The organism is Pseudomonas sp. R4-15 (genome assembly GCF_055768815.1).
The window spans coordinates 448,755-474,672 of record NZ_CM147293.1 but is presented as its reverse complement, the minus strand read 5'-3'; the positions used below and the strand labels follow the sequence as shown (position 1 = coordinate 474,672).

At 66.0% G+C, this 25,918-nt stretch carries 23 protein-coding genes; 7 read left to right on the top strand and 16 right to left on the bottom strand.

Going from position 1 to position 25,918, the window contains the following annotated elements; genetic code table 11:
- Positions 1–22: 22 nt before the first annotated feature.
- From leuD to ehuR, 11 genes are all read right to left on the bottom strand, one after another.
- A complete protein-coding gene (gene leuD / locus ACYRGX_RS02305) occupies positions 23–673 on the bottom strand; it encodes a 3-isopropylmalate dehydratase small subunit (protein WP_473055005.1) in 651 nt (216 codons plus the stop codon).
- Positions 674–684: 11 nt separating this feature from the next.
- Positions 685–2,088: a 3-isopropylmalate dehydratase large subunit gene (leuC, locus tag ACYRGX_RS02300; protein WP_473055004.1), complete on the bottom strand. Its 1,404-nt coding sequence runs from the start codon at positions 2,086–2,088 to the stop codon at positions 685–687.
- Between the two features lie 112 nt (positions 2,089–2,200).
- Complete coding sequence (locus ACYRGX_RS02295; protein ID WP_473055003.1) at positions 2,201–3,088, bottom strand: LysR family transcriptional regulator; 888 nt, start codon at positions 3,086–3,088, stop codon at positions 2,201–2,203.
- A 274-nt stretch (positions 3,089–3,362) separates the two neighbouring features.
- Positions 3,363–4,739, bottom strand: a complete 1,377-nt coding sequence (locus ACYRGX_RS02290) for an aminotransferase (protein WP_473055002.1) — start codon at positions 4,737–4,739, stop codon at positions 3,363–3,365.
- Between the two features lie 26 nt (positions 4,740–4,765).
- The gene (locus ACYRGX_RS02285) at positions 4,766–6,229 is read right to left on the bottom strand and encodes an NAD-dependent succinate-semialdehyde dehydrogenase (protein WP_473055001.1); all 1,464 of its coding nucleotides are present in this window, start codon (positions 6,227–6,229) and stop codon (positions 4,766–4,768) included.
- 129 nt (positions 6,230–6,358) lie between these two features.
- Positions 6,359–6,838, bottom strand: a complete 480-nt coding sequence (locus ACYRGX_RS02280) for an Lrp/AsnC family transcriptional regulator (RefSeq protein ID WP_473055000.1) — start codon at positions 6,836–6,838, stop codon at positions 6,359–6,361.
- A 38-nt stretch (positions 6,839–6,876) separates the two neighbouring features.
- Positions 6,877–7,890 carry a N(2)-acetyl-L-2,4-diaminobutanoate deacetylase DoeB gene (doeB, locus tag ACYRGX_RS02275; RefSeq protein WP_473054999.1) on the bottom strand — a complete coding sequence of 338 codons (1,014 nt, stop codon included), beginning with the start codon at positions 7,888–7,890 and terminating at the stop codon, positions 6,877–6,879.
- 4 nt (positions 7,891–7,894) lie between these two features.
- Positions 7,895–9,085, bottom strand: coding sequence for an ectoine hydrolase DoeA (doeA, locus tag ACYRGX_RS02270; protein ID WP_473054998.1), 1,191 nt, complete (start codon positions 9,083–9,085; stop codon positions 7,895–7,897).
- 28 nt (positions 9,086–9,113) lie between these two features.
- On the bottom strand, positions 9,114–10,091 hold the full coding sequence (gene eutC / locus ACYRGX_RS02265; protein ID WP_473054997.1) for an ectoine utilization protein EutC: 978 nt from the start codon (positions 10,089–10,091) through the stop codon (positions 9,114–9,116).
- A gap of 9 nt (positions 10,092–10,100) precedes the next feature.
- Positions 10,101–11,072 (bottom strand): hydroxyectoine utilization dehydratase EutB, encoded by a 972-nt coding sequence (eutB, locus tag ACYRGX_RS02260; RefSeq protein WP_473054996.1) that lies wholly within the window; start codon positions 11,070–11,072, stop codon positions 10,101–10,103.
- 80 nt (positions 11,073–11,152) lie between these two features.
- The gene (gene ehuR / locus ACYRGX_RS02255; RefSeq protein ID WP_473054995.1) at positions 11,153–12,550 is read right to left on the bottom strand and encodes a MocR-like ectoine utilization transcription factor EhuR; all 1,398 of its coding nucleotides are present in this window, start codon (positions 12,548–12,550) and stop codon (positions 11,153–11,155) included.
- A 237-nt stretch (positions 12,551–12,787) separates the two neighbouring features.
- Here ehuR and ehuB point away from each other — a divergent pair, with 237 nt between their 5' ends.
- The 4 genes from ehuB (at position 12,788) to ehuA (ending at position 15,918) form a co-directional block, all read left to right on the top strand.
- On the top strand, positions 12,788–13,633 hold the full coding sequence (ehuB, locus tag ACYRGX_RS02250) for an ectoine/hydroxyectoine ABC transporter substrate-binding protein EhuB (protein WP_473056615.1): 846 nt from the start codon (positions 12,788–12,790) through the stop codon (positions 13,631–13,633).
- 145 nt (positions 13,634–13,778) lie between these two features.
- A complete protein-coding gene (gene ehuC / locus ACYRGX_RS02245; protein ID WP_473054994.1) occupies positions 13,779–14,438 on the top strand; it encodes an ectoine/hydroxyectoine ABC transporter permease subunit EhuC in 660 nt (219 codons plus the stop codon).
- Positions 14,435–15,097: an ectoine/hydroxyectoine ABC transporter permease subunit EhuD gene (gene ehuD / locus ACYRGX_RS02240; RefSeq protein WP_473054993.1), complete on the top strand. Its 663-nt coding sequence runs from the start codon at positions 14,435–14,437 to the stop codon at positions 15,095–15,097. Before ehuC ends, ehuD begins: the two co-directional genes overlap by 4 nt.
- 35 nt (positions 15,098–15,132) lie before the next feature.
- Complete coding sequence (ehuA, locus tag ACYRGX_RS02235) at positions 15,133–15,918, top strand: ectoine/hydroxyectoine ABC transporter ATP-binding protein EhuA (protein ID WP_473054992.1); 786 nt, start codon at positions 15,133–15,135, stop codon at positions 15,916–15,918.
- A gap of 66 nt (positions 15,919–15,984) precedes the next feature.
- Here the strand turns inward: ehuA and ACYRGX_RS02230 are convergent, their stop codons facing one another.
- The 3 genes from ACYRGX_RS02230 to ACYRGX_RS02220 all read right to left on the bottom strand — a co-directional run bounded on the left by ACYRGX_RS02230 (position 15,985) and on the right by ACYRGX_RS02220 (position 19,781).
- The gene (locus ACYRGX_RS02230) at positions 15,985–16,974 is read right to left on the bottom strand and encodes a cytochrome-c peroxidase (protein ID WP_473054991.1); all 990 of its coding nucleotides are present in this window, start codon (positions 16,972–16,974) and stop codon (positions 15,985–15,987) included.
- A gap of 220 nt (positions 16,975–17,194) precedes the next feature.
- Positions 17,195–18,475: an OprD family porin gene (locus tag ACYRGX_RS02225; RefSeq protein WP_473054990.1), complete on the bottom strand. Its 1,281-nt coding sequence runs from the start codon at positions 18,473–18,475 to the stop codon at positions 17,195–17,197.
- Positions 18,476–18,806: 331 nt separating this feature from the next.
- Positions 18,807–19,781, bottom strand: a complete 975-nt coding sequence (locus tag ACYRGX_RS02220; RefSeq protein WP_473054989.1) for a sensor domain-containing diguanylate cyclase — start codon at positions 19,779–19,781, stop codon at positions 18,807–18,809.
- A gap of 213 nt (positions 19,782–19,994) precedes the next feature.
- Between ACYRGX_RS02220 and dibA the strand changes: the two genes are divergently transcribed.
- Positions 19,995–21,908: a phosphodiesterase DibA gene (gene dibA / locus ACYRGX_RS02215; RefSeq protein ID WP_473054988.1), complete on the top strand. Its 1,914-nt coding sequence runs from the start codon at positions 19,995–19,997 to the stop codon at positions 21,906–21,908.
- A 6-nt stretch (positions 21,909–21,914) separates the two neighbouring features.
- Here the strand turns inward: dibA and ACYRGX_RS02210 are convergent, their stop codons facing one another.
- Entirely contained in the window at positions 21,915–23,759 is a 1,845-nt protein-coding gene (locus tag ACYRGX_RS02210; protein ID WP_473054987.1) for a glycoside hydrolase family 15 protein, read from the bottom strand.
- A gap of 63 nt (positions 23,760–23,822) precedes the next feature.
- Positions 23,823–24,386 carry a histidine phosphatase family protein gene (locus tag ACYRGX_RS02205; protein WP_473054986.1) on the bottom strand — a complete coding sequence of 188 codons (564 nt, stop codon included), beginning with the start codon at positions 24,384–24,386 and terminating at the stop codon, positions 23,823–23,825.
- A 173-nt stretch (positions 24,387–24,559) separates the two neighbouring features.
- On the opposite strand from ACYRGX_RS02205, the gene oscA reads away from it, so the two are divergent.
- Both oscA and ACYRGX_RS02195 read left to right on the top strand, forming a co-directional pair.
- Positions 24,560–24,736, top strand: coding sequence for a sulfur starvation response protein OscA (gene oscA, locus ACYRGX_RS02200; RefSeq protein ID WP_473054985.1), 177 nt, complete (start codon positions 24,560–24,562; stop codon positions 24,734–24,736).
- A gap of 170 nt (positions 24,737–24,906) precedes the next feature.
- The gene (locus ACYRGX_RS02195) at positions 24,907–25,911 is read left to right on the top strand and encodes a sulfate ABC transporter substrate-binding protein (RefSeq protein ID WP_473054984.1); all 1,005 of its coding nucleotides are present in this window, start codon (positions 24,907–24,909) and stop codon (positions 25,909–25,911) included.
- Positions 25,912–25,918: the final 7 nt, after the last annotated feature.

Sequence of the window (25,918 nt, the reverse complement as noted above, 5' to 3'; positions counted from 1 at the left end):
GATGCGTGGGAGGGGCTTTCGATCAGCTCCCCTGGGTCGCAGCGAACAGCCACGGTGTTCGCTGCTGCCGTTGCCGTTCGTATAGGCTGATCGCTCTGGCGTGTTCGAGGGTCTGGTCGATGTCGTCCAGCCCCTCAATCAGGCAACGCTTGGCGTGGCTGTCGATCTCGAAGCCCCACTGCCGTGCGCCGCAGCGCACCTGCTGCGCCTGCAGGTCGACCTGCAGGCGCAGGCCGGGCACGCGCTCAACCTCGGCGAACAGCCAGTCGATCGCTTCCGGCACCAGACGTACCGGTAGGACGCCGTTCCTCAGGCAGTTGTTGTAGAAAATGTCGGCAAAATGGGTGCCGAGCAATACGCGTAGGCCGAATTCCTCGATGGCCCAGACGGCGTGCTCGCGGCTCGAACCGCAGCCGAAGTTTTCGCGACACAGCAGAATTTGTGCGTCCTGGTAGCGCGGTTGGTTGAGTGGGAACTCGGTATTGAGCGGACGCTGTGAGCAGTCCGCGCCCGGTATGCCCTCGTCGAGGTAGCGCCAGCTATCGAACAGGTTCTGCCCGAATCCGCTGCGCCGGATCGATTTCATGAACTGCTTGGGTATGATCGCGTCGGTATCTACGTCACGCCTGTCCAAAGGCACGACTAGGCCGTCGAGCGTAGTGAAAGGCTGCATGAGCCAGCTCCTCAAAGATTGCGGACATCGACGAAATGCCCGGCGATCGCCGCGGCGGCGGCCATCGCCGGACTGACCAGGTGGGATCGACCCCCGGCCCCCTGGCGCCCTTCGAAGTTGCGGTTGGAGGTGGAGGCGCAGCGTTCACCGGGCATCAGCCGATCCTCGTTCATGCCCAGGCACATGGAGCAGCCGGGCTCGCGCCATTCGAAACCGGCATCGATGAAGATGCGGTCCAGTCCCTCGGCTTCGGCTTGGGACTTGACCATTCCCGAACCGGGCACCACCAGGGCCTGGCGGATGTTCGCAGCCACCCGTTGCCCTTTCACCAGCGAGGCGGCGACGCGCAGGTCCTCAATCCGGGCATTGGTGCAGGAGCCGATGAAGACCTTGTCCAGGCGGATGTCGCCGATGGACATGCCAGGGCAGAGATCCATGTAAAACAGAGCTCTCGCATAGCTGTCCCTGCGCAGCGGTTCGACGTCCTCGGGGTGCGGGATGCGCTCGTCGATCGCGCAGGACATGTCGGGGGAGGTGCCCCAGGTCACGACGGGTCGGATGCTCTGCGCCGAGAGGGCCAGCTCCCGGTCGAAGACGGCGCCTTCGTCGCTGACGAACCCGCGCCAGTAGGCCTGGGCCTGTTCCCAATGCTCGCCGGATGGCACTGCGCTGCGGCCCCGCAGGTAGTCGATGGTCGTCTGGTCGACACCGATCAGGCCGACCCTGGCGCCCGCTTCGATGGACATGTTGCACAGGGTCATGCGCGCCTCCATCGACAGCCCGCCGATGGTCTCGCCGGCGAATTCGATGGCGTGGCCGGCTCCGCCCGAGGCTCCCAGCTGGGCGATGATACCCAGCGCCAGGTCCTTAGCGGAGACGCCCTTGCCGAGCGTGCCGTCGACGCTGACCCGCAGCGTCTTGGGCGCCCGCATGCGCAGGCATTGGCTCGCTAGCAGGTGTTCGATGTCCGAGGTGCCGATACCGAAGGCGAGCGAGGCGAAGGCGCCATGCGTACTGGTGTGGGAATCGCCGCAGGCGATGGTCATGCCTGGCTGGGTGACGCCCAGCTCTGGCGCGATGACATGCAGGATGCCCTGGCGCGCGTTGCCCATGCCGTAGTGGGTGATGCCCAGCGCCTGGCAATTGCTCGCCAGGGTATTCACCTGCACCCGTGCCAGGTCGTCGTCGATGCCCTGGGAGCGCATCAGGGTAGGGACGTTGTGGTCCGCTGTCGCGAGCAGCGCATCGACGCGCCAGGGCTTGCGTCCGCGGCGAGCCAGGCCTTCGAAGGCCTGGGGGCTGGTCACCTCGTTGAGCAGGTGGCGGTCGACGTAGATGAGCGCCTCGCCATCGTCGAGATCGACGACCCGGTGGCTGTCCCAGAGTTTGCTGAAGAGCGTTTTGGCCTCTGCCATGGTCGCCTCCTGTTATTGTCGTTCGGCAATGTAGGGGCGTGGGTGCGAGGCTGCATAGCAATGCTTTGCGAGCCCGCCATCGCGTTTCACGATGGCGGCGCGAGGAGGTGGTTCAGGGTTTGCCCTGCAACTGGTCGACCAGCAGGCGGGCGGCGACCGGAAGCTCGGCATAGTCCCGCATGCACAGCTTGAGTTCGCGATAGCTCCAGGTCTCGTCCATCTCGACCACCGCCAGGTCCAGCTGGTTGGCATGGTGTCGCGCCACCTCCTTGGGCAGCAGCGCCAGCCCCAGCCCGGCGTCGACCATCAGGCACAGCACGTCGTAGCTGGCCACGTGCATCCGCACGTGCCAGGGGCGCGCCATTTCGTTGGCGGCCGCCGCCATCATGATCGACAGGGCACTGTCGGCGCGCATGCCCACATAGGGATAATCGAGCGTCTCGTGAAAGCGGACCTTCGTTCTACCCGCCAGGGCATGGTCGGCGGGGGTTATCAGCATGAGCTGGTCGCGCCGGTAGGGCCTTACTTCGAGATCCACCGGAAGGCTGCCGTAGCTGAAGATACCTATATCCACGGAGTTGCTGGCGACGGCCTGCAGCGTCCGCGTGCTCACGCTTTCGTCGAGATGGATGTTCACCTGGGGGTAGCGCGCCGAGAATGCCTTGAGGTCGCCGGGCAGGAACTGGGAGAGCGAAGAGATGTTGGCGGCGATGCGGACATCGCCGCGAACGCCCAGCCGGTAGTCCTGCATGCTCGATTCTATCTGTTCCAGACTGCGCAGCGCGGCGCGGGCCGGACCGAGTAGGGCCAGCCCGGCAGCCGTGGCGGCCACGCCCTTGTTGGTGCGGATCAGCAACTGCGTACCGAGGGTCGCCTCCAGTTCGGCGAGCCGCTTGCTCACTGCTGCGGCGGCAATGTGCTCGCTGTTCGCCGCTGCGGCGATGCGACCTTCTTCTACCACGCGGATGAAGAGCTTGAGGGAAATCGGGTCGAGGGCCAAGACGGCTGCTCCGTGAATCGGGCGAAGCCGGATATTGCCGGGGATGACACGGCATACGCTACCGGGCTCGCCCAGTGGGAGAGCCCGCTGGCCAGGCGGAGCTCGTCGACATGCAGCGTTGGCCTCTCAACGAGGTTTCAGACCTGGGCTTCTCGGCCCGGCTGCAGGGTCGCTGCCGGCCGGGCTCGCCATGGGTGGATGGTTGCGCTGAGCGACGCCTAGGCGATCGCCCGCGGCAACGCGCGTTCGAGCAAACGGCTGGCTGAATGGGCTTTCAGAGCACCTCGCTCGCCACCGCGTCCACTGCGGCCTTGGCGATGCCCACCACCTCGTCGGCTTCTGCCTTGGTCAGTACCAGCGGCGGGGCGAAGCCGAGGATGTCGCCGTGGGGCATGGCGCGAGCGATCATGCCGCGCTCCAGGCAGGCGGCCGAGACGCGCGGGCCCACTTTCAGCGCCGCATCGAAGGGCGTGCGGGCGTCCTTGTCGGCCATGAACTCCAGGGCCGCGAGCATGCCCACGTGGCGTACCTCGCCGACCAGCGGATGGCCTTCGAAGGTCTGGCGCAACTGCTGGCCGAGATAGGCTCCGACCTCGGCGGCGTTGGCGGTGATGTTCTCCTTCTCCAGGATATCCAGGTTGGCCAGCGCCGCGGCGGCGCAGATCGGATGGCCCGAGTAGGTCCAGCCGTGGCCCATGGCACCATCGCGGCTGGACGCCGCTTCGATCACGTCCCATACCTTCTCGCCGACGATCACCGCCGACAGCGGCGCATAGGCGCTGGTCAGGCCCTTGGCGGTGGTGATCAGGTCCGGGCGCATGCCGAACAGTTGGCTGCCCATCGGCGTGCCCAGGCGGCCGAAGGCGCAGACCACTTCATCGGCGATCAGCAGGATGTCGTACTTGGCCAGTACCGCCTGGATCGCTTCCCAGTAGCCCTTGGGCGGCACGATGATGCCGCCGGTGCCCATCACCGGCTCGCCGATGAAGGCGGCCACGGTATCCGGGCCCTCGGCGAGGATCAGGCGCTCCAGGTCCTCGGCGCAATGGCGCACGAAGGCCGCCTCGTCCATGCCGGCCGGGGCCTTGTAGAAGTGCGGGCAGGCGGCGTGCTTGACGTCGGCATGCGGCAGGTCGAAGTGCTGGTGGAAGCTGGCCAGGCCGGTGAGGCTACCGGTCATGATGCCCGAGCCGTGGTAGCCGCGCTGGCGGGAGATGATCTTCTTCTTCGCCGGGCGCCCGAGCACGTTGTTGTAGTAGCGCACCAGCTTGATCTGGGTCTCGTTGGCATCCGAGCCGGACATGCCGTAGTAGACCTTCTTCATGCCTTGCGGCGCCCAGTCGATGATGCGCGCTGACAGCTCGATGATGGCCTCGGTCGAGTGGCCGACATAGGTGTGGTAGTAGGCGAGTTCCTTGGCTTGCTTGTAGATGGCCTCGGCCACCTCGGTGCGGCCGTAGCCGATGTTCACGCAGTACAGGCCGGCGAAGGCATCGATCAGCTCGCGGCCTTCGTGGTCCTGGATGCGAATGCCCGAGGCGCCCTTGATGATGCGGCCCTTGAGGGCGCCGCTGGCGTGGTCGTGGGCATGGGTGGACGGGTGCATGAAGTGGGCACGGTCCTGTTCGAACAGCTCGTCGTAATGGCTCATGGAAAATCCTCCGGATTGGCTCAGGCTCAGTAACGCTGGCCCTGGTGATGAATGCAGAAGTACTTGGTCTCGACGAAGGGCTCGAAGCCCTCCGTGCCACCCTCGCGGCCCAGGCCGGAGGCTTTCATGCCACCGAAGGGAATCGGGTGGCCGGTGAACTTGCTGCCGTTGACCGCGACCATGGCGTGGTCGAGGCGGCGGATCAGCGGGTGGACGATGTCCAGGCGGTTGGAACAAATGTAGGCGGCCAGGCCATATTCGGTGTCGTTGGCCATGGCCACGGCCTCGTCCAGGCTATCGAAGGCGCGCACGCCGGCGATGGGCGCGAAGTTCTCCTCGCGGTAGATCTGCATGGCGTCGCTGACGTCGGCCAGCAGCGTTGGCTGCCAGTACCAGCCGCCCAGCGCGTGCGGCTCGCCGCCGACCAGCAGGCGCGCACCCTGCTCGATGGCATCGGCCACCCGGGCGGCCGTCGCGTCCAGCGCAGCCTGGTGCATCAGCGGACCGATCTGATTGCGCTCGTCGCTGCCCGGCCCCACACGCAGTCCGCGTACGGCCTTGGCGAAGCGCTGCAGGAATTCCTCGTAGACCGGGCGCTGCACCAGGATGCGGTTGGCGGCACAGCAGTCCTGCCCGGAGGTCTGGAACTTGGCGTCCAGCGCCACCTGCACGGCGTGATCGAGATCGGCATCGGCGCACACGATGAAGGGCGCGTTGCCGCCCAGCTCCAGGGCCACCTTCTTCACGTCCGTCGCGGCGGCCTGCAACACCAGCCTGCCCACGCGGGTCGAGCCGGTGAAGCTCACCGAGCGTACCCGCGAATCCTTGACCAAGGTCTCCATGGCCATCTGCGGCTCGCCGAGCACCACGTTGAACACGCCCGCGGGAAAGCCCGCCTCCTCGGCCAGTTGCGCCAGGGCGAAGGCGGAATAGGGCGTTTCGTGCGCCGGCTTGACCACCACGGTGCAACCGGCGGCCAGGGCTGCCGCGGCCTTGCGGGTAATCATCGCACTGGGGAAGTTCCAGGGCGTGAGCAGGGCGCAGACACCGACGGGCTCCTTCAGCGTGCCAAGCTGGGCACCGGGGATGTGGCTGGGAATGTTCTGCCCGTAGAGCCGGCGTGCCTCTTCGGCAAACCAGGGGATGAAGCTCGCGGCATAGCGGATTTCGCCGCGTGCCTCGGCCAGCGGCTTGCCCTGCTCCTGGCTGAGGATGCGGGCGAGGTCTTCCTGGTGCTGCAGGATCAGCTCGGCCCAGCGCCGAAGCACGCCCGCGCGGGTCTCCAGCGCGCTATCGCGCCAGGCGGGAAAGGCGCGTTGGGCGGCATCCACCGCCGCGACGATCTGCTGTCGGCAGAGCATCGGCACGTGGCCGATCAGGCTCTGATCGGCGGGGTTCTGCACGGCGACGCTGGCGCCGTCTTCGCTGTGCAGCCAATGTCCATCGACGTAGCAGAGCGACTTGAACAGCAAGGGATGGTCGAGGGGCATGGCGGGTCTCCAGAGCTGAGGGCATGGGAGATAGGCTAGGGATTTGCGCGTCGCGGTTCTTTTGGCAAACGGGCCCGACACCTTGGCTTTTTTTCGTTTGCCGCCGCCGCCGATGGTTTTTTTTCGGTGCTACTCCAGGTGCTGCAGATCGCCCGGCGCGCTGGCATCGGCGCGTACGGTCTTGGTCACGATGTAGGTGAAATAGCGCTCGATGCCGAGGTCCTCGAGCAGCAGCGCATCGATGAAGCGCTGGTAGTGATCGATGTCGCGGGCACGGATCATCGCCAGGTAGTCGATGCCGCCGCCGGTGGCGTAGCAGAAGGCGACTTCCGGGGCCTGCGCCAGGCGCTCCTCGAAACGCCGCATGTCCTGGGCGGTGTGCCGCGCCAGGGTGATTTCCACCAGAACCTGCTGGGAGCGAAACAGCGCGCCCCAGTCGATCTGTGCCCGATAACCGCTGATCAGGCCGGCGTTCTCCAGCTTGCGCACGCGCTCCCAGGCCGGCGCCACCGACAGGTTGATGGCCTCGGCCAGGGCCGACTTGGTGATCCGCCCGTCCTCGGCGAGGATGCGCAGGATCTTCAGGTCGTAGCGGTCTAGCTTGTGCATCGCGGACTCTCTCGGGTGGGATGAACGCGCGAGCGTGGCTACGCCACGGGCTCTACGACTTCGGCGACCACCGCCAGGGTGTCGCCGGCCTTGACCAGGCCGGGGAAGTGCCGTGCGGCGAGCAGGCCGCTGCGCTTGGCGCGGTACTCGCTGGCGGCCACGCCGGTGCGCCGCGCACTGTGCACGCGGGCGATGACCTCGCCTTTCTCGACCTGTTCGCCGAGGTCCCGGCACATCTCCAGCAGACCCTCGTCCTCGCTGGCGACGAAGCAGTCGCCGTCGGGCATGTCGAGCATCAGCGACTCGCCCGCCTCGATCTCGCCCCGTAGCAGGCCAAAATGGATCAGCAGGTTGCGCACGCCGCGCTCGGCGATCGCCAGGCTCTTCGCCGTGCTGCTGCCGCCGCCGCCCAGTTCGGTGGTGACGAACACCTTGCCCAGCTCCTCGGCGGCGGTGTCGTACATGCCTACCGCGTCCAGCTCCAGCATGCGCATGCAGTAGGGCGCGGCGAAGGCGCGCATGCCGGCGGCGCAGGCGGCGTCCTGGGTCTTGTCCGGGAGCACGTGGCAGGCGGCGAAGGGCAGGAAGTCCAGGGTCTTGCCGCCGGAGTGGATGTCCAGAACCACGTCGGCCATGGGCAGCAGGGTGCGCTGGAAGTAGTCGGCGATCTTCTGCGTCACCGTGCCGTCCGGCTTGCCGGGAAAGCTGCGGTTGAGGTTGCCCTTGTCGATCGGCGAGGTGCGGCTGCCGGCCTGCACCGCGGGCGCGTTCATGAACGGCACGATGATCACCCGGCCAGTGACGTCCTCGGCGCGCAGGCGCTGGGCCAGTTTGGTGAGCGCCAACGGGCCTTCGTATTCATCGCCGTGGTTGCCGCCGGTAAGCAGCGCGGTGGGGCCGCTGCCGTTCTTCACCACGGTCACCGGGATCATCACCGCGCCCCAGGCCGAATCGTCACGGGAATAGGGGAGCTTGAGAAAGCCGTGTTGCACGCCGTCTCGCTCGAAATCGACCGTAGGGCTGATGGGGTTGTCACGCAGGACGTCGGTCATGGCGTCAGTCCTTCACGAACAGCTTGCGCGGCACGTCGCAGAGGGTTTCCACGCCGCTGTCGGTGATCAGGATCGATTCGGTGATTTCCAGGCCCCAGTCGTCCAGCCACAGGCCCGGCATGAAGTGGAAGGTCATCCCCGGCTGCAGCACGCTCTCGTCGCTCGGGCGCAGGCTCATGGTGCGTTCGCCCCAGTCCGGCGGGTAGCTGATACCGATCGGATAGCCGCAGCGGCTGTCCTTGTGGATGCCGAATTTCTCCAGCACCTTGAAGAAGGCGCGGGCGATGTCGCCGGTGGTGTTGCCCGGCTTGGCGGCGTCGAGGCCGGCGGCGATGCCTTCGACCACGGCCTTCTCGCCGTCGAGGAAATGCTGTGGCGGCTTGCCCAGGTAGATGGTGCGCGACAGCGGACAGTGGTAGCGCTTGTAGCAGCCGGCGATCTCGAAGAAGGTGCCGGCGCCGCCGAGCATTGGCGAGTCGTCCCAGGTCAGGTGCGGCGCGCTGGCGTCCGCCCCGGTGGGCAGCAACGGCACGATGGCCGGGTAGTCACCGCCATGGCCGTCCGCGCCGAGGATGCCGGTGCGGTAGATCTCGGCGACCAGCTCGTTCTTGCGCAGGCCCGGCTCGATCTTGTCGAAGATCGCCGCGTGCATCTTTTCGACGATCTTCGCCGCGATGCGCATGTAGCCGATCTCGGTGGGCGACTTGATCGCCCGCTGCCAGTTGACCAGCGCGGTGGCGTCGACGAAGCGTGCGCGGGGCAGGTGGCGTTGCAGCGAGGCGTAGGCGGCGGCGCTGAAGTAGTAGTTGTCCATCTCCACGCCAACGCAGAGCCTGTCCCAGCCACGTGCGGCGATGACCTCTTTGGACAGGTAGTCCATCGGGTGGCGCTCGGTGGACTGCACGTAGTGATCGGGGTAGCCGACGATGTTGCTCTGCTCCATGAACACCGTGCGCTTGGCGCCGTTGGCATCCTGGCCACGGCCATACCAGACCGGCTCGCCGTCGAGCGCCAACAGCACGCACTGGTGCACGTAGAACGACCAGCCGTCATAGCCGGTGAGCCAGGCCATGTTGGAGGGGTCGGTGACGATCAGCAGTTCGATGCCCCTGGCTTGCATGGCGCTGCGCGTCTTGGCCAGACGCTGGGCATATTCCTCCCGGCTGAAGGGGAGGTTGACGACGATTTCGGACATTGCGGGTGCCCCTCGTGATGGAACGAATTCAGGAGTCGAAACGGAAGCCTTTATCCGCCGCGACTGCACGTTGGTAGGCGAAGCTGGCGATGGCGGTGTCCTGGGCGCCGGTGCCGGTCAGGTCGCACAGGGTGATCTGCTCGGGAGCGGTACGGCCCGGACGTTGGCCGGCGATGACCTGGCCGAGTTCGGCGAAGTCTTCCTGGGCCTGTACCAGGCCCGCGGCGATGGCGTGATTCAGCTCACCGAGTACGCGGGTCTGGCTCAGGCGATCGGCGACATAGGCGTCGACCCGCGCCAGCACGGCGGGGGCGATCTCGTTCTTGTGCTCGGCATCCGAGCCCATGGCGGTTATGTGCAGGCCGGGGCGCAGGTGCCGCGGCTGGATCAGCGGCTCGCGACTGGGCGTGGTGGTGATGGCGATATCGGCGCCATCCAGCGCCGCGTCGACGCTGTCCACCGCGCGCGCATCGTCCAGTTCGGCGGCCATGGCCAGGGCCTTGGCGGGATCACGGGCCCAGATGCGCACCTCGCGCACCTCGCGCACCAGGCGCAGGGCCTGCAACTGCAGGCGCGCCTGCTCGCCGGCACCGAGGATGGCGACCACCCGGGCGTCTTCGCGGGCGAGCCATTTGGCCGCGATGGCGCCAGCGGCGGCGGTGCGCACGGCGGTGAGGTAGCCGTTGTCCAGCAGCAGCGCATCGGCCAGGCCGGTCTGCGCCGAGAACAGCATCATCAGGCCGTTGAGGCTGGGCAGGCCGAGCTTGGGGTTGTCGAAGAAGCCGGGACTGACCTTAATCGCGAAATGCGCCACGCCGGGCAGGTAGGCGGTCTTCACGTCCACCTCGCCGTTGTGCTCGGGCACGTCCAGACGCAGGATCGGCGGCATGGCCACGGCGGCGGTGGCGAGCAGACGGAAGGCGTTTTCCACCACCGCCAGGCTGTCGTGGTCTAGGCCGACGCAGGCGCGCAGGTCGGCCTGGTTGAGAATCAGGGTCTTGGCCATGGCAACTCCTCAGGCTTCAGCGCCATTGATGACGCGTAGGTGCTGATCGATATCGATGTTGCGCCCGCTGATCACCAGCACCATCGACCCGCGTGGCTCGATCAGGCCATCGAGCACGGCGGCGATGCCGACGGCCGCGGCACCCTCGACCACCAGTCGTTCCTCGCGATAGGCGTGGCGGATGCCGCGGGCGATGGAGGCCTCGTCGAGCAGGTGGACCTGGTCACACAGTTCGCGGGTGAGGGCATAGGTGTAGCGGTTGTTCAGGTCGATACCACCGCCGAGCGAATCCGCCAGGGTCGGTAACTCCTCCACCTCCACGGGCGTTCCAGCCTGCAGGCTGGCGTGCATCGCCGCGCCGCGCCGCATGCTGATACCGTGGGCGCGAATGGCCGGGTTGGCGGTCTTGAGTGCCAGCGCCACGCCGGCGAACAGGCCGCCGCCAGACAGCGGCACCAGCACTTCCCAGACGTCCGGACACTGTTCGAGAATCTCCAGCCCCAGGCTGCCCTGGCCGGCGATCACCTGCGGGTGGTCGAACGGCGGGATGAACGCGGCACCCTGTTCGCGGGCGATGCGCAGGGCCTGGAGCTGGGCGTCGTCCTGGCTGCGACCGCTGATGACCACCTCGGCGCCCAGCTCGCGAATGGCGCGCACCTTGTTCTGCGGCACCAGCTCGGACAGGCAGACGATGGCCTTCACGCCCTGCTGCGACGCGGCGTAGGCCAGCGCGCGGCCATGGTTGCCGGTAGAGGCGGTGACCACGCCGAGACGCTTCTGCGCGTCATCCAGTTGTGCCACGGCGTTGCTCGCACCGCGCAGCTTGAAGCTGCCGGTGGCCTGCTGCGACTCCAGCTTCAACCACACCGGCACACCGGCCAGACGACTCAGGCTGGGTGAGTGCTCCAGTGGAGTCCGGCGGACCAGCGCGGCGATGCGCTGGCGCGCCTGCTGCACGTCTTCGAAGCTGAGGGAGGGCATGGCGGCGGATTCCGGAAGTCCAGATGCCGCCGAGTCTAAGAGCGGGGAATTGTCGCGATTAATGTACTAGGACGATTTTTCTAGTACTCATGCACCTTGGGATATTGCTCGAAGACCTCGCGGACCTGGCGCAGGCCCTGACGGAAGCGGCGCTCGTCGCATTCGGCGCCTACGCACAGGCGTACTGCGCGTGGCCGCGGGACCCCCGGCGGCATGAACGGATCGGGCAGGGTCAGCGCCAGGTTGCGGCGGCGCAGCTCGCGCACCAGGGCATCGACCTCCCAGTGGCCGGGCACCTCCAGCCAGCTGTTGAGGGAGCGCTCGTGGGTGCTGCGCAGGTGTTCGCCGAGGATTTCGCGCAGCGCGCCCTGGCGAGCTTCCAGCAGGCGGCGTTGCAGGGCCACCAGCTCGTCCGCCTGGCCGCCATCGATCCAGCGGCTGGCGATCTCGCCGAGCAGCGGCGCGGCCATCCAGCTGCTGACCCGCAGGATGCTCTCGCTGCGCAAGGCCAGGCGCCGCGGTACCGCCAGGTAGCCCAGGCGCAGGCCGGTGAGCACGCTCTTGGTCATGCTGGTGGCGTAGAAGGTCAACTCCGGCAGGTAATGGGCGATCGGCGCTGCCGCCGGTCGATCGGCGAGCAGTGCGCCGTAGACATCGTCCTCGACCACGTAGACGCCGTAGCGGCGGGCGATGGCGGCGATTTCCCGGCGCCGCGCGTCGGGCATGACGGCGCTGGTGGGGTTGTTCAGGTTCGGCGTGCAGACCAGCGCGGTGATCCGTTCGTTGCCGCACAGGTCCTCGAAGTGCTCCGGGTCCAGGCCGTGGCGATCCATCTCCACGCCCTTGAGATTGAACCCCAGCACCTGGGCGCTACCGATCGCGCCATGGTCGGTGAGGCCTTCGCAGAGTACGGTGTCGTCCGGCCCGGCGAGCGAGGCCAGGGCCAGGAAGATGCCATGGGCCGCGCCGTTGGTCAGCAACAGGTCGCGAGGCTCGACCCTCAGGCCCAGGCGCGCCAGCCAGCGACTGCCGGCTTCGCGGTGGGACTCGAAGCCGGCGATCGGACGAAAGGCCTGAATCCACGGCTGCCGCTCTTCATCGGCCAGTTCTCGACAGGTCTGCCGCCACAGCTGATCGTGGGTCTGGGTATGCAGCAGGTGCGCGCTGGAACAGTCGAGCAGCGCCTGCTCGCTGTAGTCGAGCATCGAGGTGGAGACCCGCTCGCTGCTGCGCCGGCTGACGAAGCTGCCGCGCCCCACTTCGCAGCGTACGCGGCCGAGGCGTTCGAGTTCCTTGTAGGCATTGGTGACGGTCTGCACACTGATGCCCAGGCTGTCGGCGAGCTGGCGCTGCGGCGGCAGGCGTTCGCCATCCTGCAGCGCGCCACGCTCGATGTCCGCGGTGATCGCGGTGACCAATAACTTGTACTTGGAGACGCCGCCTTGGGCGGCGCTCAGGGCTTCTTTCCAGGCGTGCATGGTGGGCTCCTGTGCGGCGGGATCAGCATGCCGTCCCAGGTCATCCAGGGCAATTGTCCTAGTGCAATGTCGGCGGGCTGGGGGCTTTTGTATGCTCCAGTCCAAGGAACGGGACACGCCTCGCAGAAGGTCGGTGACCGTACCTGGCAGGCCCGCCTGTCCGACGCTTCCCGAATCTGCCTCCTAACAGCTATCGACGGCCGTCCCCGGCCGCACAAGAAACAGGAGATACACATGATGAGCAGCGCCACCCCGTTCCGTCCTCGCCAGCTCCTGCTCGCCTGCGCCGCGCTGGTCGCCACGACCCTTGCCCAGGCCGACACCCTGGACAAGGTCAAGGAAAACAGCGCCGTGCGCATCGGCTACGCCAACGAGACACCGTTCGCCTACACCGCTCTCGATGGCAGCGTCACGGGCGAGTCGCCGGAAATCGTGAAGAAGATTTTCCAGCGCATGGGTGTGAAAACCATCGAGCCGGTGCTCACCGAGTGGGGTTCGCTGATTCCCGGGCTACGCGCCGGACGTTTCGACCTGATCGCCGCGGGCATGTACATCACCCCCGAACGCTGCAAGCAGGTGATCTTCACCGATCCCCAGTACCAACTGCCGGACACCCTGCTGGTCAAGGCGGGGAACCCGATGAAGCTGCACAGCTACGAGGACGTGGCCAAGAGCGGAGCGAAGCTGGCGATCATGGCCGGCACCGTGAACCTCGGCTATGCCCGCGAGGCGGGTATCGACGATGCGCAGATCCTCCAGGTGCCGGATACCACCGCCCAGCTTCAGGCGGTGCGCGCGGGCCGCGCGGATGCCGCGGTAGGCACCCAGCTGACCATGAAGGGCCTGGCGCAGAAGGGCGGCGAGGGCGTCGAGGCGGTCGCCGAGTTCAAGGACGATCCTGCGCACACCGGCTACGGAGCGCTGGCCTTCCGCCCCGAGGACACGGCCCTGCGCGATGCGGTGAATGCCGAGCTCAAGCAATGGCTGGGCAGCGAGGAGCACCTGGCAACGGTGGCACCCTTCGGCTTCGATGCCTCCAACCTGACCCAGAAGACGGCTGCGGAACTCTGCGCCGGCCAGTAGGCCGCGTCCCAGGGGGCTGGCGTTTCGTTCGCGGCAGTGCCTGACCGCAGGCCGTTTCTGGCGGCAACGCGGCTCGCGAGCGAAACGTCAACAGACCCTCGATCCGGACCGGCGAGCTGCCGGCCCAGCGATACAGGAACCGACCATGGGTGAACTCCTTCCCCTGTTGCTGCAAGGCACCTGGGTGACCGTGCAGGTCACCTTCTTCGCCTCGCTGCTGGCGATCGTTTCGGCGATCGTTGCGGCCCTCGGCCGTCTCTCGCCATTCAAGCCGTTGCGCTGGCTGGCGGTGACCTACATCGAGCTGTTCCGTGGCACTTCGCTGCTGGTCCAGCTCTTCTGGCTGTATTTCGTCCTGCCCATGCCGCCGTTCGGCATCGAGCTGTCGGCTTATGCGGTGGCCATCCTCGGCCTCGGCCTGCACATCGGCGCCTATGGCGCGGAGGTGATGCGTGGCGCGATCCGCGCCGTGGCGCGAGGGCAGTACGAGGCCTGCACGGCGCTGAATATCCCGGCGTTCACGCGCTTTCGCCGGATCATCCTGCCGCAGGCGCTGCTTGCGGCGATTCCGCCCGGCACCAACCTGTTGATCGAGTTGCTGAAGAACACTTCGCTGGTGTCGCTGATCACGCTCTCCGACCTCACCTTCCGGGCACGGCAACTGGACCAGGCGACCTTCATGACCCTGGAAATCTTCGCCACGGCGCTGCTCATCTATTTCATCCTGGCGCAGGTGATCAACCTGGCGATGCGCCTGCTCGAACGCCGGCTGGCGCGTGGACGCCTGCAAGGAGGACTGCGATGAACCTGTTCGACTGGCAGTTCGCGCTGTCCATCCTGCCGCAGTTGCTGCAGGCCTCGCTGAAGACCCTGTTGATCACCTTTGCCGGCTTCGCCATCGCGGTGGTGCTCGGCCTGTTCCTCGCCGTCGGCCGGCGCAGCCGCTTCATCTGGTTGTCCTGGCCGCTGACCGGCGTGATCGAGTTCATCCGCAGCACTCCCTTGTTGATCCAGGCGTACTTCCTGTTCTACGTGGCGCCCAACTACGGGCTCGACCTGACCGCGCTGCAGGCGGGTATCGCCGCGATCGCCCTGCACTACGGCTGCTACACCGCCGAGGTCTACCGTGCCGGACTGGATGCGGTACCGCGTGGCCAGTGGGAGGCGGTCACCGCGTTGAACATGCGCCCCTGGGTCGCCTACCGCGACGTGATCCTGCCGCAGGCGTTGCGCCCGGTCCTGCCGGCTCTGGGCAACTACCTGGTGGCGATGCTCAAGGACACGCCGGTGCTCTCGGCGATCACCGTGGTGGAGATCATGCAGCAGGCCAAGAACATCGGCTCGGAGAGCTTCCGCTACCTGGAGCCGATCACGATGGTGGGGCTGTTCTTCCTGATCCTGAGCTTGGCGCTTGCCTGGTGCGTGCGCCGCATTGAATACCGCATGGAGCAGGCGCCGCGATGAGCCGCCCGCCCCGCAACGCTTCGACGGAGATCCGCATGCCACACACCGAACCCATGGTGCGCTTCTCGGGCGTGACCAAGCGCTACGGCAACTTCACCGTGCTCGACGGCCTGGACCTGGAGGTGGCGCCCGGCGAAAAGGTCGCCATCATCGGGCCGTCCGGCTCGGGCAAGTCCACGCTATTACGCACCCTGATGACCCTGGAGGGCATCGACGAGGGCGTCATCGAGGTGGACGGCGAACCGCTCACCCACATGCACAGCCGCAGTGGCCAACTGGTCCCGGCCAATGCGCGCCATCAGCGCCGCGTACGCGGCAAGATCGGCATGGTGTTCCAGAGCTTCAACCTGTTCCCGCACATGAATGCGCTGGCCAATGTCATGGAGGCACCGGTGCAGGTGCTCGGCCTGTCACGGGTGGAAGCCCGCGAGCGGGGGCGCGAGCTGCTGGAAATGGTGGGGTTGGGCGAGAAGCTCGAGCACTATCCCTCGCAGCTTTCCGGTGGGCAGCAGCAGCGCGTGGCCATCGCCCGTGCGCTGGCGATGCGACCGAAGGTCATGTTGTTCGACGAGGTAACCTCGGCGCTGGATCCCGAGCTGTGTGGCGAAGTGCTCAACGTGATCCGCCGCCTGGGCGAGGCGCATTCGCTGACGATGTTGATGGTGACTCACCAGATGGGCTTCGCCCGAGAGTTCGCCGACCGCGTGTGCTTCTTCCACCAGGGCAACATCCACGAGCAGGGGGCGCCGCAGGTGCTCTTCGGCGAGCCTCGGCAGGAGCGCACGCGGGCCTTCCTCAGTGCGGTCAACGAGGCGAGTTGAGTCAACAGGCTCTAACAAACCAGGAAGGGGGCCATCGGCCCCCTTTTTCGTGGCATGTCCCGGCGACTAGCTGCCGAATGGCTGCGGACGCGGGGTCTCATTGGTCGACGGCGGCAGGATCGGCAGCGCGAAACTGGGCTGGTCGCCCGTGAGAGTGTGGAGGAAGGCGACGATCTTGCCGACTTCATCGTCGCTCAGTTTGCGCCCCAGTTGCAGGCGCGCCATCACGTCCACCGCCTCTTCGAGCTTCCAGTAGGCGCCGTCGTGGAAGTAGGGATAGGTCAGCTCGACGTTGCGCAGGGTGGGAACCTTGAACAGCATCCGGTCGGCGTCCTTGCCGGTCAGCCCGGCGACGCCCTCGGCGGGGTTTTGCGTCGCGTAGGGTTCGACCAGGCCCATTTTCTGGAAGGAGCTGCCGCCGACTGCCTGGCCATTGTGGCAACCGACGCAGCCGATGCTCTTGAACAGCTCATAGCCTTCGCGGGCCGTCTGGCTGATGGCCTTGTCGTCGCCCAGCAGCCAGCGGTCGAACGGCGAGTGCGGGGTCACCAGGGTGTCCTCGAAGGCGGCGATGGCATCGGTGGTCTGGTCGATGGTCAAGGCGTCGTTGCCGAATACCTTCTTGAACTCGTCACGGTACTGGGGAATGGAGCGCAGCACGTCCATCGCCAGTTCGTGGGTGAAGGCCATCTCGCCGGGGTTGGCGATGGGGCCGGCGGCCTGTTCCTTGAGGTCCTTGGCGCGGCCATCCCAGAACTGCGCGAGGTTGAGCGTGGCGTTCAGTACGGTGGGCGAGTTGATCGGCCCCTGCTGCCAGTTATGACCGATTGAGGTCGGCAGGTTGTCGCTGCCGCCCATGCTCAGGTTGTGGCAGGAGTTGCAGGAGATGAAGCCGGACTTGGACAGGCGTGGATCGAAGAACAGTTTCTTGCCCAGTTCGACCTTGCTCGGGTCGCCGACGCTGGCCGGTTGAATGGGCTGGATGGGCTCGTCGGACGGTGCGGCGAACAGCGGGGTGCTCAGGCACAGCCCCATCGCCAGGATCAGTGTTTTCATGATTATCGCTCCTCAGGCTTGTACTGCCTGAGTGACGATGGGTGTTCGATGGCGGCCTGCGGTTGACCGGTATCAATCCTGCCGCTGGCATTGCCGGTCTGGACACAAGGCCTTACAAAGCTCTCGCGTAGGGTGCGCCGGGTTGCCGCGCCCGAAATGGAGAAGGCCGCCCGAGGGCGGCCTTCCGGATGACGCAGACGGCGTATGCCGTGAACGGCCCTTACAGAATGTTCAGGGCGTAGTTCAGGATGATACGGGTCTGGTCGCCATCGGTAGCGGCTTCCGAACGCAGCACGCCGTGGCGCAGGGAGATGCCCAGGCCTTTGGCCGGACCGCTCTGCAGGGTGTATTCCACGCCGACGTCACGTTCCCATTCCTTCTGGTCGCTGCCAGCGGTCTGGATGTTGGTGCCCTTCAGGTAGGCCACGTTGGCCTTCAGGCCCGGCACACCCATTTTGCTGAAGTCGTAGGTGTACTGGCCGAAGGTGGTGCGCTCGCCGGCGCGGGTGAAGGAGGTCAGCATGCGGTCGGTCAGCAGGTAGACGCTGGCACCGCCGGCACCTTCGTTGGTCAGTGTGCCCTGGTTGGGCTGTACGAACGCACCGTCGTCGGAGACGCGCTGATGACCCAGCATCAAGGCATGGCTGCCCAGGCTGTAGGTGAACGCGGCGCTCCAGGTGCGGTTGTCGACCTTGGTGCCATAGCCAGAGCCGACGACATTGTCATCGTTGCGGCCATCGGCGTCGGACTTGAAGTAGCGCAGGTCGGATTTCAGGGACTGCTGATCGCCCAGCGGCAGGACGTGGGTCAGGCCGACGAAGTGCTGGGTGTAGAAGTCTTCCAGTTTTGCGTAGTAGTACTGCGCGGTCAGTTCCTTGGTGACTTTCCAGTCGCCGCCGGCGAACCAGAACTTGTTGCTGTCCTGGGTGGCGCCCGAGATGGACAGGCCGGTGTCGTTGGTCGAGGCACGGCCCACGGCGCGCTCGATCAGGCCGCCGGTCAGGGTCAGGTTGTCGATCTCCTTGACGGTGATCTGGGTGCCTTCGAAGGTCTGCGGCAGCAGACGGCCGTCGCTGTAGGTCAGTACCGGCAGCTTAGGCATCAGGGTGCCGTAGCGCAGTTCGGTCTTGGAGAAGCGCATCTTGGCGGTGGCGCCAGCTTGGCTCCAGTCGTCCACGGCGCTGCCGTCGCTCTCACTGGGGATGAAGGAGCTGCCGTTCGGATGGTGGCCGCGGCCGCCGTCCAGGCGCAGACCGACCATGCCGATGGCGTCCAGACCGAAGCCGACCGCGCCTTCGGTGAAGCCGGACTGGTAGTTCAGTACCGCGCCCTGGGCCCAGGACTCTTCGCGGTTACCGGTGCCTTCGCGCGGATCCGCGTTGAAGTAGAAGTTGCGCAGGCCGAGGGTCAGCTTGCTGTCACCCACGAAGTCGGCAGATGCCATCTGGCTGAGGCCCAGGGTCCCGGCCGCGACGGCCAACGCCAGTAGTTGCTTCTTCATTGTGTTCGCTCCAAGGATCTCTTCTTTTTTGGGGTTACACATCGGTGCGCGTATGACTTTCAAGTCGCGAACCGACGCATCGGTCGGGAGACGGGCACACAAAACCCGCGCTCCGCAAGGGTACGGACCGCTCTCAACAGCCTGAACGGGTGAAGTACGAGACGGCGTGAACGAGCATTGATCGGTCCTCTGATTGTCTTTTTTGTCGAGGTGCCGGGCGTGGGCGCGTAGGGCGCCGAGCACGCACTACGGCAGGCTCTGGCTCACTGGGTGGCCAGAGATTAACGTTTTTTTCACATTAAGGTGAAGTGTTGATGAAAAATGCGCTGAATCAGGCGGTGACGATGCGCCGCTTGCCGTCGCGCTTGGCCTGATACATGGCCTGATCGGCACGGGCGAAAAGCGCCTCGAGGGAGATGTCCTGGGGGCTCAGCTCGACCAGTCCCTGGCTCAGGCTGACGCAGAAGTGGGCGCCGGGTTCGCCGAGGCGCAGACGGGCGATCTCCCGTTCCAGGCGTTGTGCGACGGGCAGTGCCTGTGCTTGGGTGCAATCCGGGAACAGCACGGCGAACTCCTCACCGCCGACCCGGCCGAAGAGGTCGCCGCGGCGCAACACCGAGCTGCTGGCGCGTGCCACCTGCTGCAGTACCCGATCCCCCTCGGGGTGGCCGTGGCGATCGTTGACCTGCTTGAAGTCATCCACGTCCATCAGCAGGAAGGCCAGCGGGGTGCCCTGGGCGCGCGCCTGGGCGAAGGCCAACTGGGCGCACTCGAAGAAATGCCGCCGATTGCTCGACAGTGTCAGTGCGTCGGTGGTGGCCAGGCGCTGCAGATGATCCTGCAACTGCTTCTTTTCGGTGATGTCCTCGGTGATGCCCACCAACAGGAGTTCATAGCCGGCATCCTGGCTGATGAAACAGCGATCGCTCAGCCAGCGCAGTTCCCCGTCGCCACGGATGATTCGGTACTCGCAGGTGCTGGCGCTTTCGCTGGGACCCTCTTCGAGGAACGCCGTGGCCCGTTCCAGATCATCCGGATAGATCGCGTTGCGCCATTCCTGAGGGTCCGCCATCAGCCGCGCAGCCGAGCGGCCGAACACGCGTCCGTAGGCCGGGCTGACATAGACGATGCGCCGTGCTTTGCGATCATAGGCCCAGAGCACGGCATCGACGCTGCTCAGCAGCATGCTGAACAGCCGCTCGCGCTGCCCCAGGCGCAGCACCTCGGCCTGGGCATGAACCAGGGCCAGGCGCAACTCATCTGGCGTGTCGGGGGTGAAGCCGGGCATGGAGGGAGAGTTCGTCATGGCACATTCCTACATGGACAGCGGTGATGTACGACCGTTGCGTTAGAACATGCTGCCCTATTTATTGACGCTTTGTCGCTAGCGGTTGTTTCTTTGTCAGGATATTGACATTTGGATTTTGGCCGATAGCGGGCTGTAGGGCAGACACGCCTACGCCGTTATACTCAGATTCGATCAGCTCCCGCATTGCTGTTCCAAGGAACCCCGAAACCCATGAGACCGCCCCGCAGTCCGCTGCGTATCGCCCTCCTGTACATGCTGTTCGCCAGCCTTTGGGTGCTGTTCGGCGACATGCTGCTGGAGCGTCTGCTGCCCGTTGCGAGTGGGCAGCGGGAGTATTGGCAGCACTTCAAGGGGCTGGTGTTCGTGGGCATCAGCGGGATCTTGCTGTGCGCGCTGTTGCGTTGTCAGCGAGCGCGCAACGAGTCCCACGAGCGAGCCGCGCGGCGTGACCAGGCGAGCCTGCGCCAGGCCGCTGCGGTCTTCGACAGCACCCTCGAGGGCGTGGTGGTCACCGATGCTGCGCAGCGCATCGTCCACGTCAACCGGGCTTTCCAGCGGATCACCGGGTTCACCGAGCGCGAGGTGCTGGGGCATACGCCGAACATGTTCCAGTCCGGCAGGCACGACGAAGCGTTCTATCAGGGCATGTGGAATGGTCTGATCAATCGCTACGAATGGAGTGGCGAGGTCTGGAACCGGCGCAAGAGTGGCGAGGTGTACCCGCTGTGGCAGAACATCCGCGCCATCCATGACGACGAGGGTGTATTGACCCACTATGTCGCGGTGTTTTCCGACATCACCGCGATCAAGCGCTCGCAGCGCGAGCTGGATTACCTGGCCCACCACGATCCGCTGACCAGCCTGCCCAACCGGCTGCTGTTCACCGAGCGAGTGGCCCAGGCCCTGGCGCGCGCGCGCCGTGAGCGGCGTTCCGGCGCGGTGTTGCTGATCGATCTCGACCACTTCAAGCACATCAATGAAAGCCTCGGCCATCGCTGTGGCGATCAACTGTTGCGGGCCGTTGGCGAGCGTCTGCTCGAGCGCCTCGATCCGGCGCTGACCCTGGCGCGCCTGGGCGGTGACGAATTCGCGGTGCTCAGCGAGGATTGCCCTCACGTGGAGCAAGCCACCGAGCTGGCGCGACAGATCCTCGAAGCGATCCGCGAGCCCTTCGAGCTGGACGGCCGACAACTCTTCACCACCGCGAGTATCGGCATCAGCCTCTATCCCGGCGACGCCGAGAGCGACCAGCAGTTGCTCGGCAATGCCGACTCGGCGTTGTTCAAGGCCAAGAGCAGCGGTCGCGAAGGCTATGCCTTCTACGCCCAAGAGATGACCCAGTACGCGCAGCAGCGCGTGGCGCTGCTCACCGGCCTGCGGCATGCCCTGGAGCACGGTGAGCTGCGGGTTTTCTACCAGCCCATCCATGACCTGGTCAGTGGGCGCATACGCGGCCTGGAGGCGCTGGTGCGCTGGCAGCATCCGCAGCGTGGCCTGGTGCCACCGATGGAGTTCATCCCGATCGCCGAGGAGAGCGGGCTGATCAGCGATATCGACCTCTGGGTGCTGCGCGAATCCTGCCGGCAGATGAAGGCCTGGCTCGACGCGGGACACGCGTTGGACTTCATCGCGGTGAATGTCTCCAGCCGGCAGTTCTCCCGTGAGGACCTGCCGCAATTGGTCGCCCAGGTGCTGGAGGAGAATGCCCTGCCGGCGAACAAGCTGGAACTGGAAGTCACCGAGAGCGCTGTGATGCAGAACGAAGACCTCGCCCTGCATCACCTGGAGGCGCTGCGAACCCTCGGCGTGCGCCTGGCGATCGATGACTTCGGCACCGGCTATTCGTCGTTGGCGCGGCTCAAGCGTCTGCCGGTACAGAAGCTGAAGATCGATCAGGGCTTCGTCGCCGGTCTGCCCAATGGCAGCGAGGATGCGGCCATCGCCCGCGCGGTGATCGCCCTGGGTAGCAGTCTGGGACTTTCGGTTCTCGCCGAAGGCATCGAGAGCCCCGAACAGGCGGCGTTCCTGCTGCAGCAGCGTTGCGACATGGGCCAGGGCTACTGGTTCGGTCGACCCTGTCCCGCCGAAGCGCTGGACCTGGACAGCAAGCTGCCGCGTCCCTGAAACGCTTCAGGGCTGCCAGTGGCCCTCGTTGCCTTCCAGGCGACGATCGAGAAACACTGCGGCGCTGATCAGGGCCAGGTGGCTCAGTGCCTGGGGTAGGTTGCCCAGGTGGCGACCGCAAGCGTCGAACTGCTCCGCATACAGCCCCAGGGGCGTTGCCAGGGCGAGCAGTTTCTCGAACTCGCGGCGCGCCTGTTCCAGGCGTCCGGCGCGGGCCAGACACTCGACGTACCAGAACGAGCAAGCGATGAAGCTGCCTTCCTCTCCGGCCAGGGTGTCCGCCGGCGTCTGTTCGACGCGATAGCGACGGATCAGGCCGTTGCGGCCGAGTTGCTCGGCGATGGCGTCCAACGTGGTCAGCCACACCGGATCGGTCGCGGAGACGAAGCGCACCAGTGGCATCAGCAACAGCGCGCCGTCGAGCGTATGGCCCCTACGCGTTGCCACGAAATGGCTGCCCGTGGGATCGAGGAAGTTTTCCCAGATGTCCTCGCGAATGGCGCTGCGGGTATCGCTCCAGCGCAAGTAGTCCATGGGCAGTGAACGTTTCTGCGCCAGGCGGATTGCACGGTCCATGGCCACCCAGCACATCAGCCGCGAATGCAGGAAATGCTGGGGTTCGCCGCGCATCTCCCAGATGCCCGCATCTGCCGTGCGCCAGTTGGCGCAGACGTGATCGACGGTGGCCTGTACGCGGCGCCAGCCCTCCTGGGAGATGGCCTCGCCATATTTGTTGGCGAGGTAAACGGTATCCAATAGCTCGCCGTAGATATCCAGTTGGTTCTGGTCATGGGCGGCGTTGCCGATGCGTACCGGGCGCGAGCCGGCGTAGCCTTCCAACTGCGGTAGCGGTCGCTCCTCCAGCTCGCTGTCGCCGTCCATGCGGTACATGATGCGCAGGTGTTCGTGGGTGTGGCGGTCGGCATCCACTCGCCGTTGTATCCAGCGCATGAACTCGGTGGCCTCGCTGGTCAGCCCCACGCGCATGAAGGCATAGACGGTGAAGGAGGCGTCGCGTAGCCAGGTCGCGCGATAGTCCCAGTTGCGCTCGCCGCCCAGGTGTTCGGGCAGACCGAAGGTGGCGGCCGCGGCAATCGAGCCATGGTCGCGGGAGGTCAGCAGCTTGAGCGCCAGTGCCGAGCGCTCCACCATTTCCCGCCAGCGGCCACGGTAGCTGATCTGCGACGCCCACTGTCGCCACCATCGCACGGTGCCCTCCAGGCAGGGTTCGAGGTGCGCGACGGACACTCGGGGATCGTCTGCCGCACCGAGCACGAATTGCGCCTGCTCACCTTCGCGCAGCAGGAAGTCGGCGACCACGCAGGAGCCTTCCAGCGCCAACGGGACGCTCGACGCGATGCGCAAGGACGGCTGCCCAGGGGCTTCGAACAGCAGTTGTCCGTCGTCGTCACGGCGAACGCGGGTGGCGGCCCGTGCATAGTCGTGGCTCACCCTGCAGCGCAGACGAACGCGGATGTCCCGGTACTGGGCGATGATCTGGCGCACCAGCCTGGGCGGCTCGCCGTCTTCGCCCAGGGGCATCAGGTCGGTGACTTCGGCGATGCCGTTCTCGGCGAGCCAGTGGGTCTGCAGAACGTTGGTCTGTGGCACGTAGAGCTGCTGGCGTCGCGCGCCTTGCAACAGCGGCTGCAGGCTGAAGGCGCCAGCGCGCTCTTGGCCGCCGTCGAGCAGCGCGGCGAACAGCGTCGGACTGTCGAAGTGCGGCCAGCAGAAGAAGTCGATGCAACCGTCATCGGCGACCAGCGCGCAACTGCGCAGGTCGCCGATGATGCCGTGCGCCTCGATCGGCCGGTGTATCGCATCGGCTGCAGGGGTGGCGTGGATGGACATGGTGGCTCCCTGATCGTAAGTCACTAGGGAGGACTACCCGAGGTCCGTCTGGGTTCGCTTCGGTCAAGCGTCCTTGCGGTAGGCACAGGGGTGCCAGAAGGGTTTGAGCAGCAGATTCCAAGGGCCGCGCCAGCCACGTTTGCGCAGTTGGTGGCTGATCAGCACGTTCATGATGCCGTGTCCCATCAACAGTACGCTGCCATGCTCGCGGGCGAGCGCTTCCAGGCGCTCGGCGGCTTGCGCCGCGCGACGGTTGGACGCCGCGATCGATTCGGTATGGGCGCTGAAGCCGAGGAACCAGGCACTGCGCAACAGCAGTCGCCAGGCGCGCGCGGGCAGGCGTGGCCAGGTGCTGTCGAAGTAGGGCAGGTGCGCTTCGGCGAACACCTCGTCCACCTCGCAAGGACCTTCGTCCAACAGCAGACGCCGCGACTGCTGGCAGCGCGAGAGTGAACTGCAGACGATCCAGGCGGTTTGCCGGGCGGTCTTGCGCAATGCCTCGGGGAGCGCTTGGGGAAGCACCTCGGCGGCGTTATAGCCTTCGACCCAGTCCTTCATCTGCCGTGGACTGCAGCGGGCTGGCCCGTGGTAGTCGGGTTTGCCGTGACGTACGAGGACGATCTGCATGGTGGCTCCGGACAGGGGTTCAGCTTCGAGCCGTGCGGCGACCGTTGGGTTCGCTCAGGCATATAAGTATTTCGGCTATCAAAATTCTTAAAAGATATTTTTAGGAATAAACGAGCCGTCTTATAGTCCGCGCAGATCGCACTGTCGCGACCCAACCCCAAAAGGACGACCCCATGAGCGCGAGCATCAAGAGCCTCGCCGCACAGGACGACACCACCCTCCTGCGCGAGGTGCGCGACGCCCTGAAGGACCTGCGTTTCGGCTCGGTGGAGATCACCGTGCACAACGGCCAGGTCGTGCAGATCGAGCGCAAGGAAAAATTCCGCCTGCAGCCCCCCGCCAAGGCCTGATACCCCCGTCCGACCGGACCGCCGGAGGACGTGCCATGCCCGTTACTCGACCCGAGAGCCCCGACATGACCACGTACCTCTGTACCCCGCGAATGCCCAGGGCCTGATGGCCCTCACCGGAACCGACCTTTTCCTGTCGCTGCGCGCACGCCGCGCTTCGGAGCATTCGCATGTCCCGCACTACCCTTTCCGGCCTGGCCTTCGCGGCCGCTGCCCTGTTCGCCTCCGGCAGCTTTGCCGCTGAGCTGCTCAATGTGTCCTACGATCCGACCCGCGAGCTGTACGCCGAGTACAACCAGGCCTTCGCCAAGCACTGGAAGGCGCAGACCGGCGAAGACGTGGTCATCAAGCAGTCCCATGGAGGCTCGGGCAAGCAGGCCCGCGCGGTGATCGACGGCCTGCAGGCCGATGTGGTGACGCTGGCGCTGTCCGGTGACATCGACGCGCTGAATCTGCACCAACCGCTGATCGACCCGGCTTGGCAGGCGCGCCTGCCGCACAACAGCACGCCCTACACCTCGACCATCGTGTTCCTGGTACGCAAGGGCAATCCCAAGGGCATCCATGACTGGAGCGACCTGGTGAAGGACGGCGTGGAGGTGATCACGCCGAATCCGAAGACCTCCGGCGGCGCGCGCTGGAACTTCCTCGCCGCCTGGGCCTGGGCGAAACGGCAGTACGGCAGCGATGACAAGGCGCTCGCCTACGTCACCGAGCTCTACCGCCACGCCCCCGTGCTCGACACCGGCGCCCGTGGCGCGACCATCAGTTTCGTCCAGCGAGGCCTGGGTGACGTCCTGCTGGCCTGGGAGAACGAGGCCTACCTGTCATTGGCCGAAGAGGGCGGCGACGGGCTGGAGATCGTCACGCCGTCGCTGTCGATCCTCGCCGAACCGCCGGTGGCGGTGGTCGATGCCAACGTCGCGAAGAAGGGCACCGGCACGCTCGCCCAGGCCTACCTGCAGTACCTGTACAGCGACGAAGGCCAGCGCATCGCCGCCAGGCACTTCTACCGCCCGCGCGACCCCGAGGTCGCTGCGGAGTTTGCTCAACAGTTCGCGGCGCTGGATCTGCTGACCATCGATGACGAATTCGGCGGCTGGAAACAGGCGCAGCCGAGGTTCTTCGACGATGGCGGGGTGTTCGACGAGATCTTCACCCGGATCAATCAGTGACCTAGCC

Coding starts and splice junctions, on each gene's coding strand:
- leuD (WP_473055005.1), bottom strand. CDS start 673: ATGCAGCCTTTCACTACGCTCGACGGCCTAGTCGTGCCTTTGGACAGG.
- leuC (WP_473055004.1), bottom strand. CDS start 2,088: ATGGCAGAGGCCAAAACGCTCTTCAGCAAACTCTGGGACAGCCACCGG.
- ACYRGX_RS02290 (WP_473055002.1), bottom strand. CDS start 4,739: ATGAGCCATTACGACGAGCTGTTCGAACAGGACCGTGCCCACTTCATG.
- ACYRGX_RS02285 (WP_473055001.1), bottom strand. CDS start 6,229: ATGCCCCTCGACCATCCCTTGCTGTTCAAGTCGCTCTGCTACGTCGAT.
- ACYRGX_RS02280 (WP_473055000.1), bottom strand. CDS start 6,838: ATGCACAAGCTAGACCGCTACGACCTGAAGATCCTGCGCATCCTCGCC.
- doeB (WP_473054999.1), bottom strand. CDS start 7,890: ATGACCGACGTCCTGCGTGACAACCCCATCAGCCCTACGGTCGATTTC.
- doeA (WP_473054998.1), bottom strand. CDS start 9,085: ATGTCCGAAATCGTCGTCAACCTCCCCTTCAGCCGGGAGGAATATGCC.
- eutC (WP_473054997.1), bottom strand. CDS start 10,091: ATGGCCAAGACCCTGATTCTCAACCAGGCCGACCTGCGCGCCTGCGTC.
- eutB (WP_473054996.1), bottom strand. CDS start 11,072: ATGCCCTCCCTCAGCTTCGAAGACGTGCAGCAGGCGCGCCAGCGCATC.
- ehuR (WP_473054995.1), bottom strand. CDS start 12,550: ATGCACGCCTGGAAAGAAGCCCTGAGCGCCGCCCAAGGCGGCGTCTCC.
- ehuB (WP_473056615.1), top strand. CDS start 12,788: ATGAGCAGCGCCACCCCGTTCCGTCCTCGCCAGCTCCTGCTCGCCTGC.
- ehuC (WP_473054994.1), top strand. CDS start 13,779: ATGGGTGAACTCCTTCCCCTGTTGCTGCAAGGCACCTGGGTGACCGTG.
- ehuD (WP_473054993.1), top strand. CDS start 14,435: ATGAACCTGTTCGACTGGCAGTTCGCGCTGTCCATCCTGCCGCAGTTG.
- ehuA (WP_473054992.1), top strand. CDS start 15,133: ATGCCACACACCGAACCCATGGTGCGCTTCTCGGGCGTGACCAAGCGC.
- ACYRGX_RS02230 (WP_473054991.1), bottom strand. CDS start 16,974: ATGAAAACACTGATCCTGGCGATGGGGCTGTGCCTGAGCACCCCGCTG.
- ACYRGX_RS02225 (WP_473054990.1), bottom strand. CDS start 18,475: ATGAAGAAGCAACTACTGGCGTTGGCCGTCGCGGCCGGGACCCTGGGC.
- ACYRGX_RS02220 (WP_473054989.1), bottom strand. CDS start 19,781: ATGACGAACTCTCCCTCCATGCCCGGCTTCACCCCCGACACGCCAGAT.
- dibA (WP_473054988.1), top strand. CDS start 19,995: ATGAGACCGCCCCGCAGTCCGCTGCGTATCGCCCTCCTGTACATGCTG.
- ACYRGX_RS02210 (WP_473054987.1), bottom strand. CDS start 23,759: ATGTCCATCCACGCCACCCCTGCAGCCGATGCGATACACCGGCCGATC.
- ACYRGX_RS02205 (WP_473054986.1), bottom strand. CDS start 24,386: ATGCAGATCGTCCTCGTACGTCACGGCAAACCCGACTACCACGGGCCA.
- oscA (WP_473054985.1), top strand. CDS start 24,560: ATGAGCGCGAGCATCAAGAGCCTCGCCGCACAGGACGACACCACCCTC.
- ACYRGX_RS02195 (WP_473054984.1), top strand. CDS start 24,907: ATGTCCCGCACTACCCTTTCCGGCCTGGCCTTCGCGGCCGCTGCCCTG.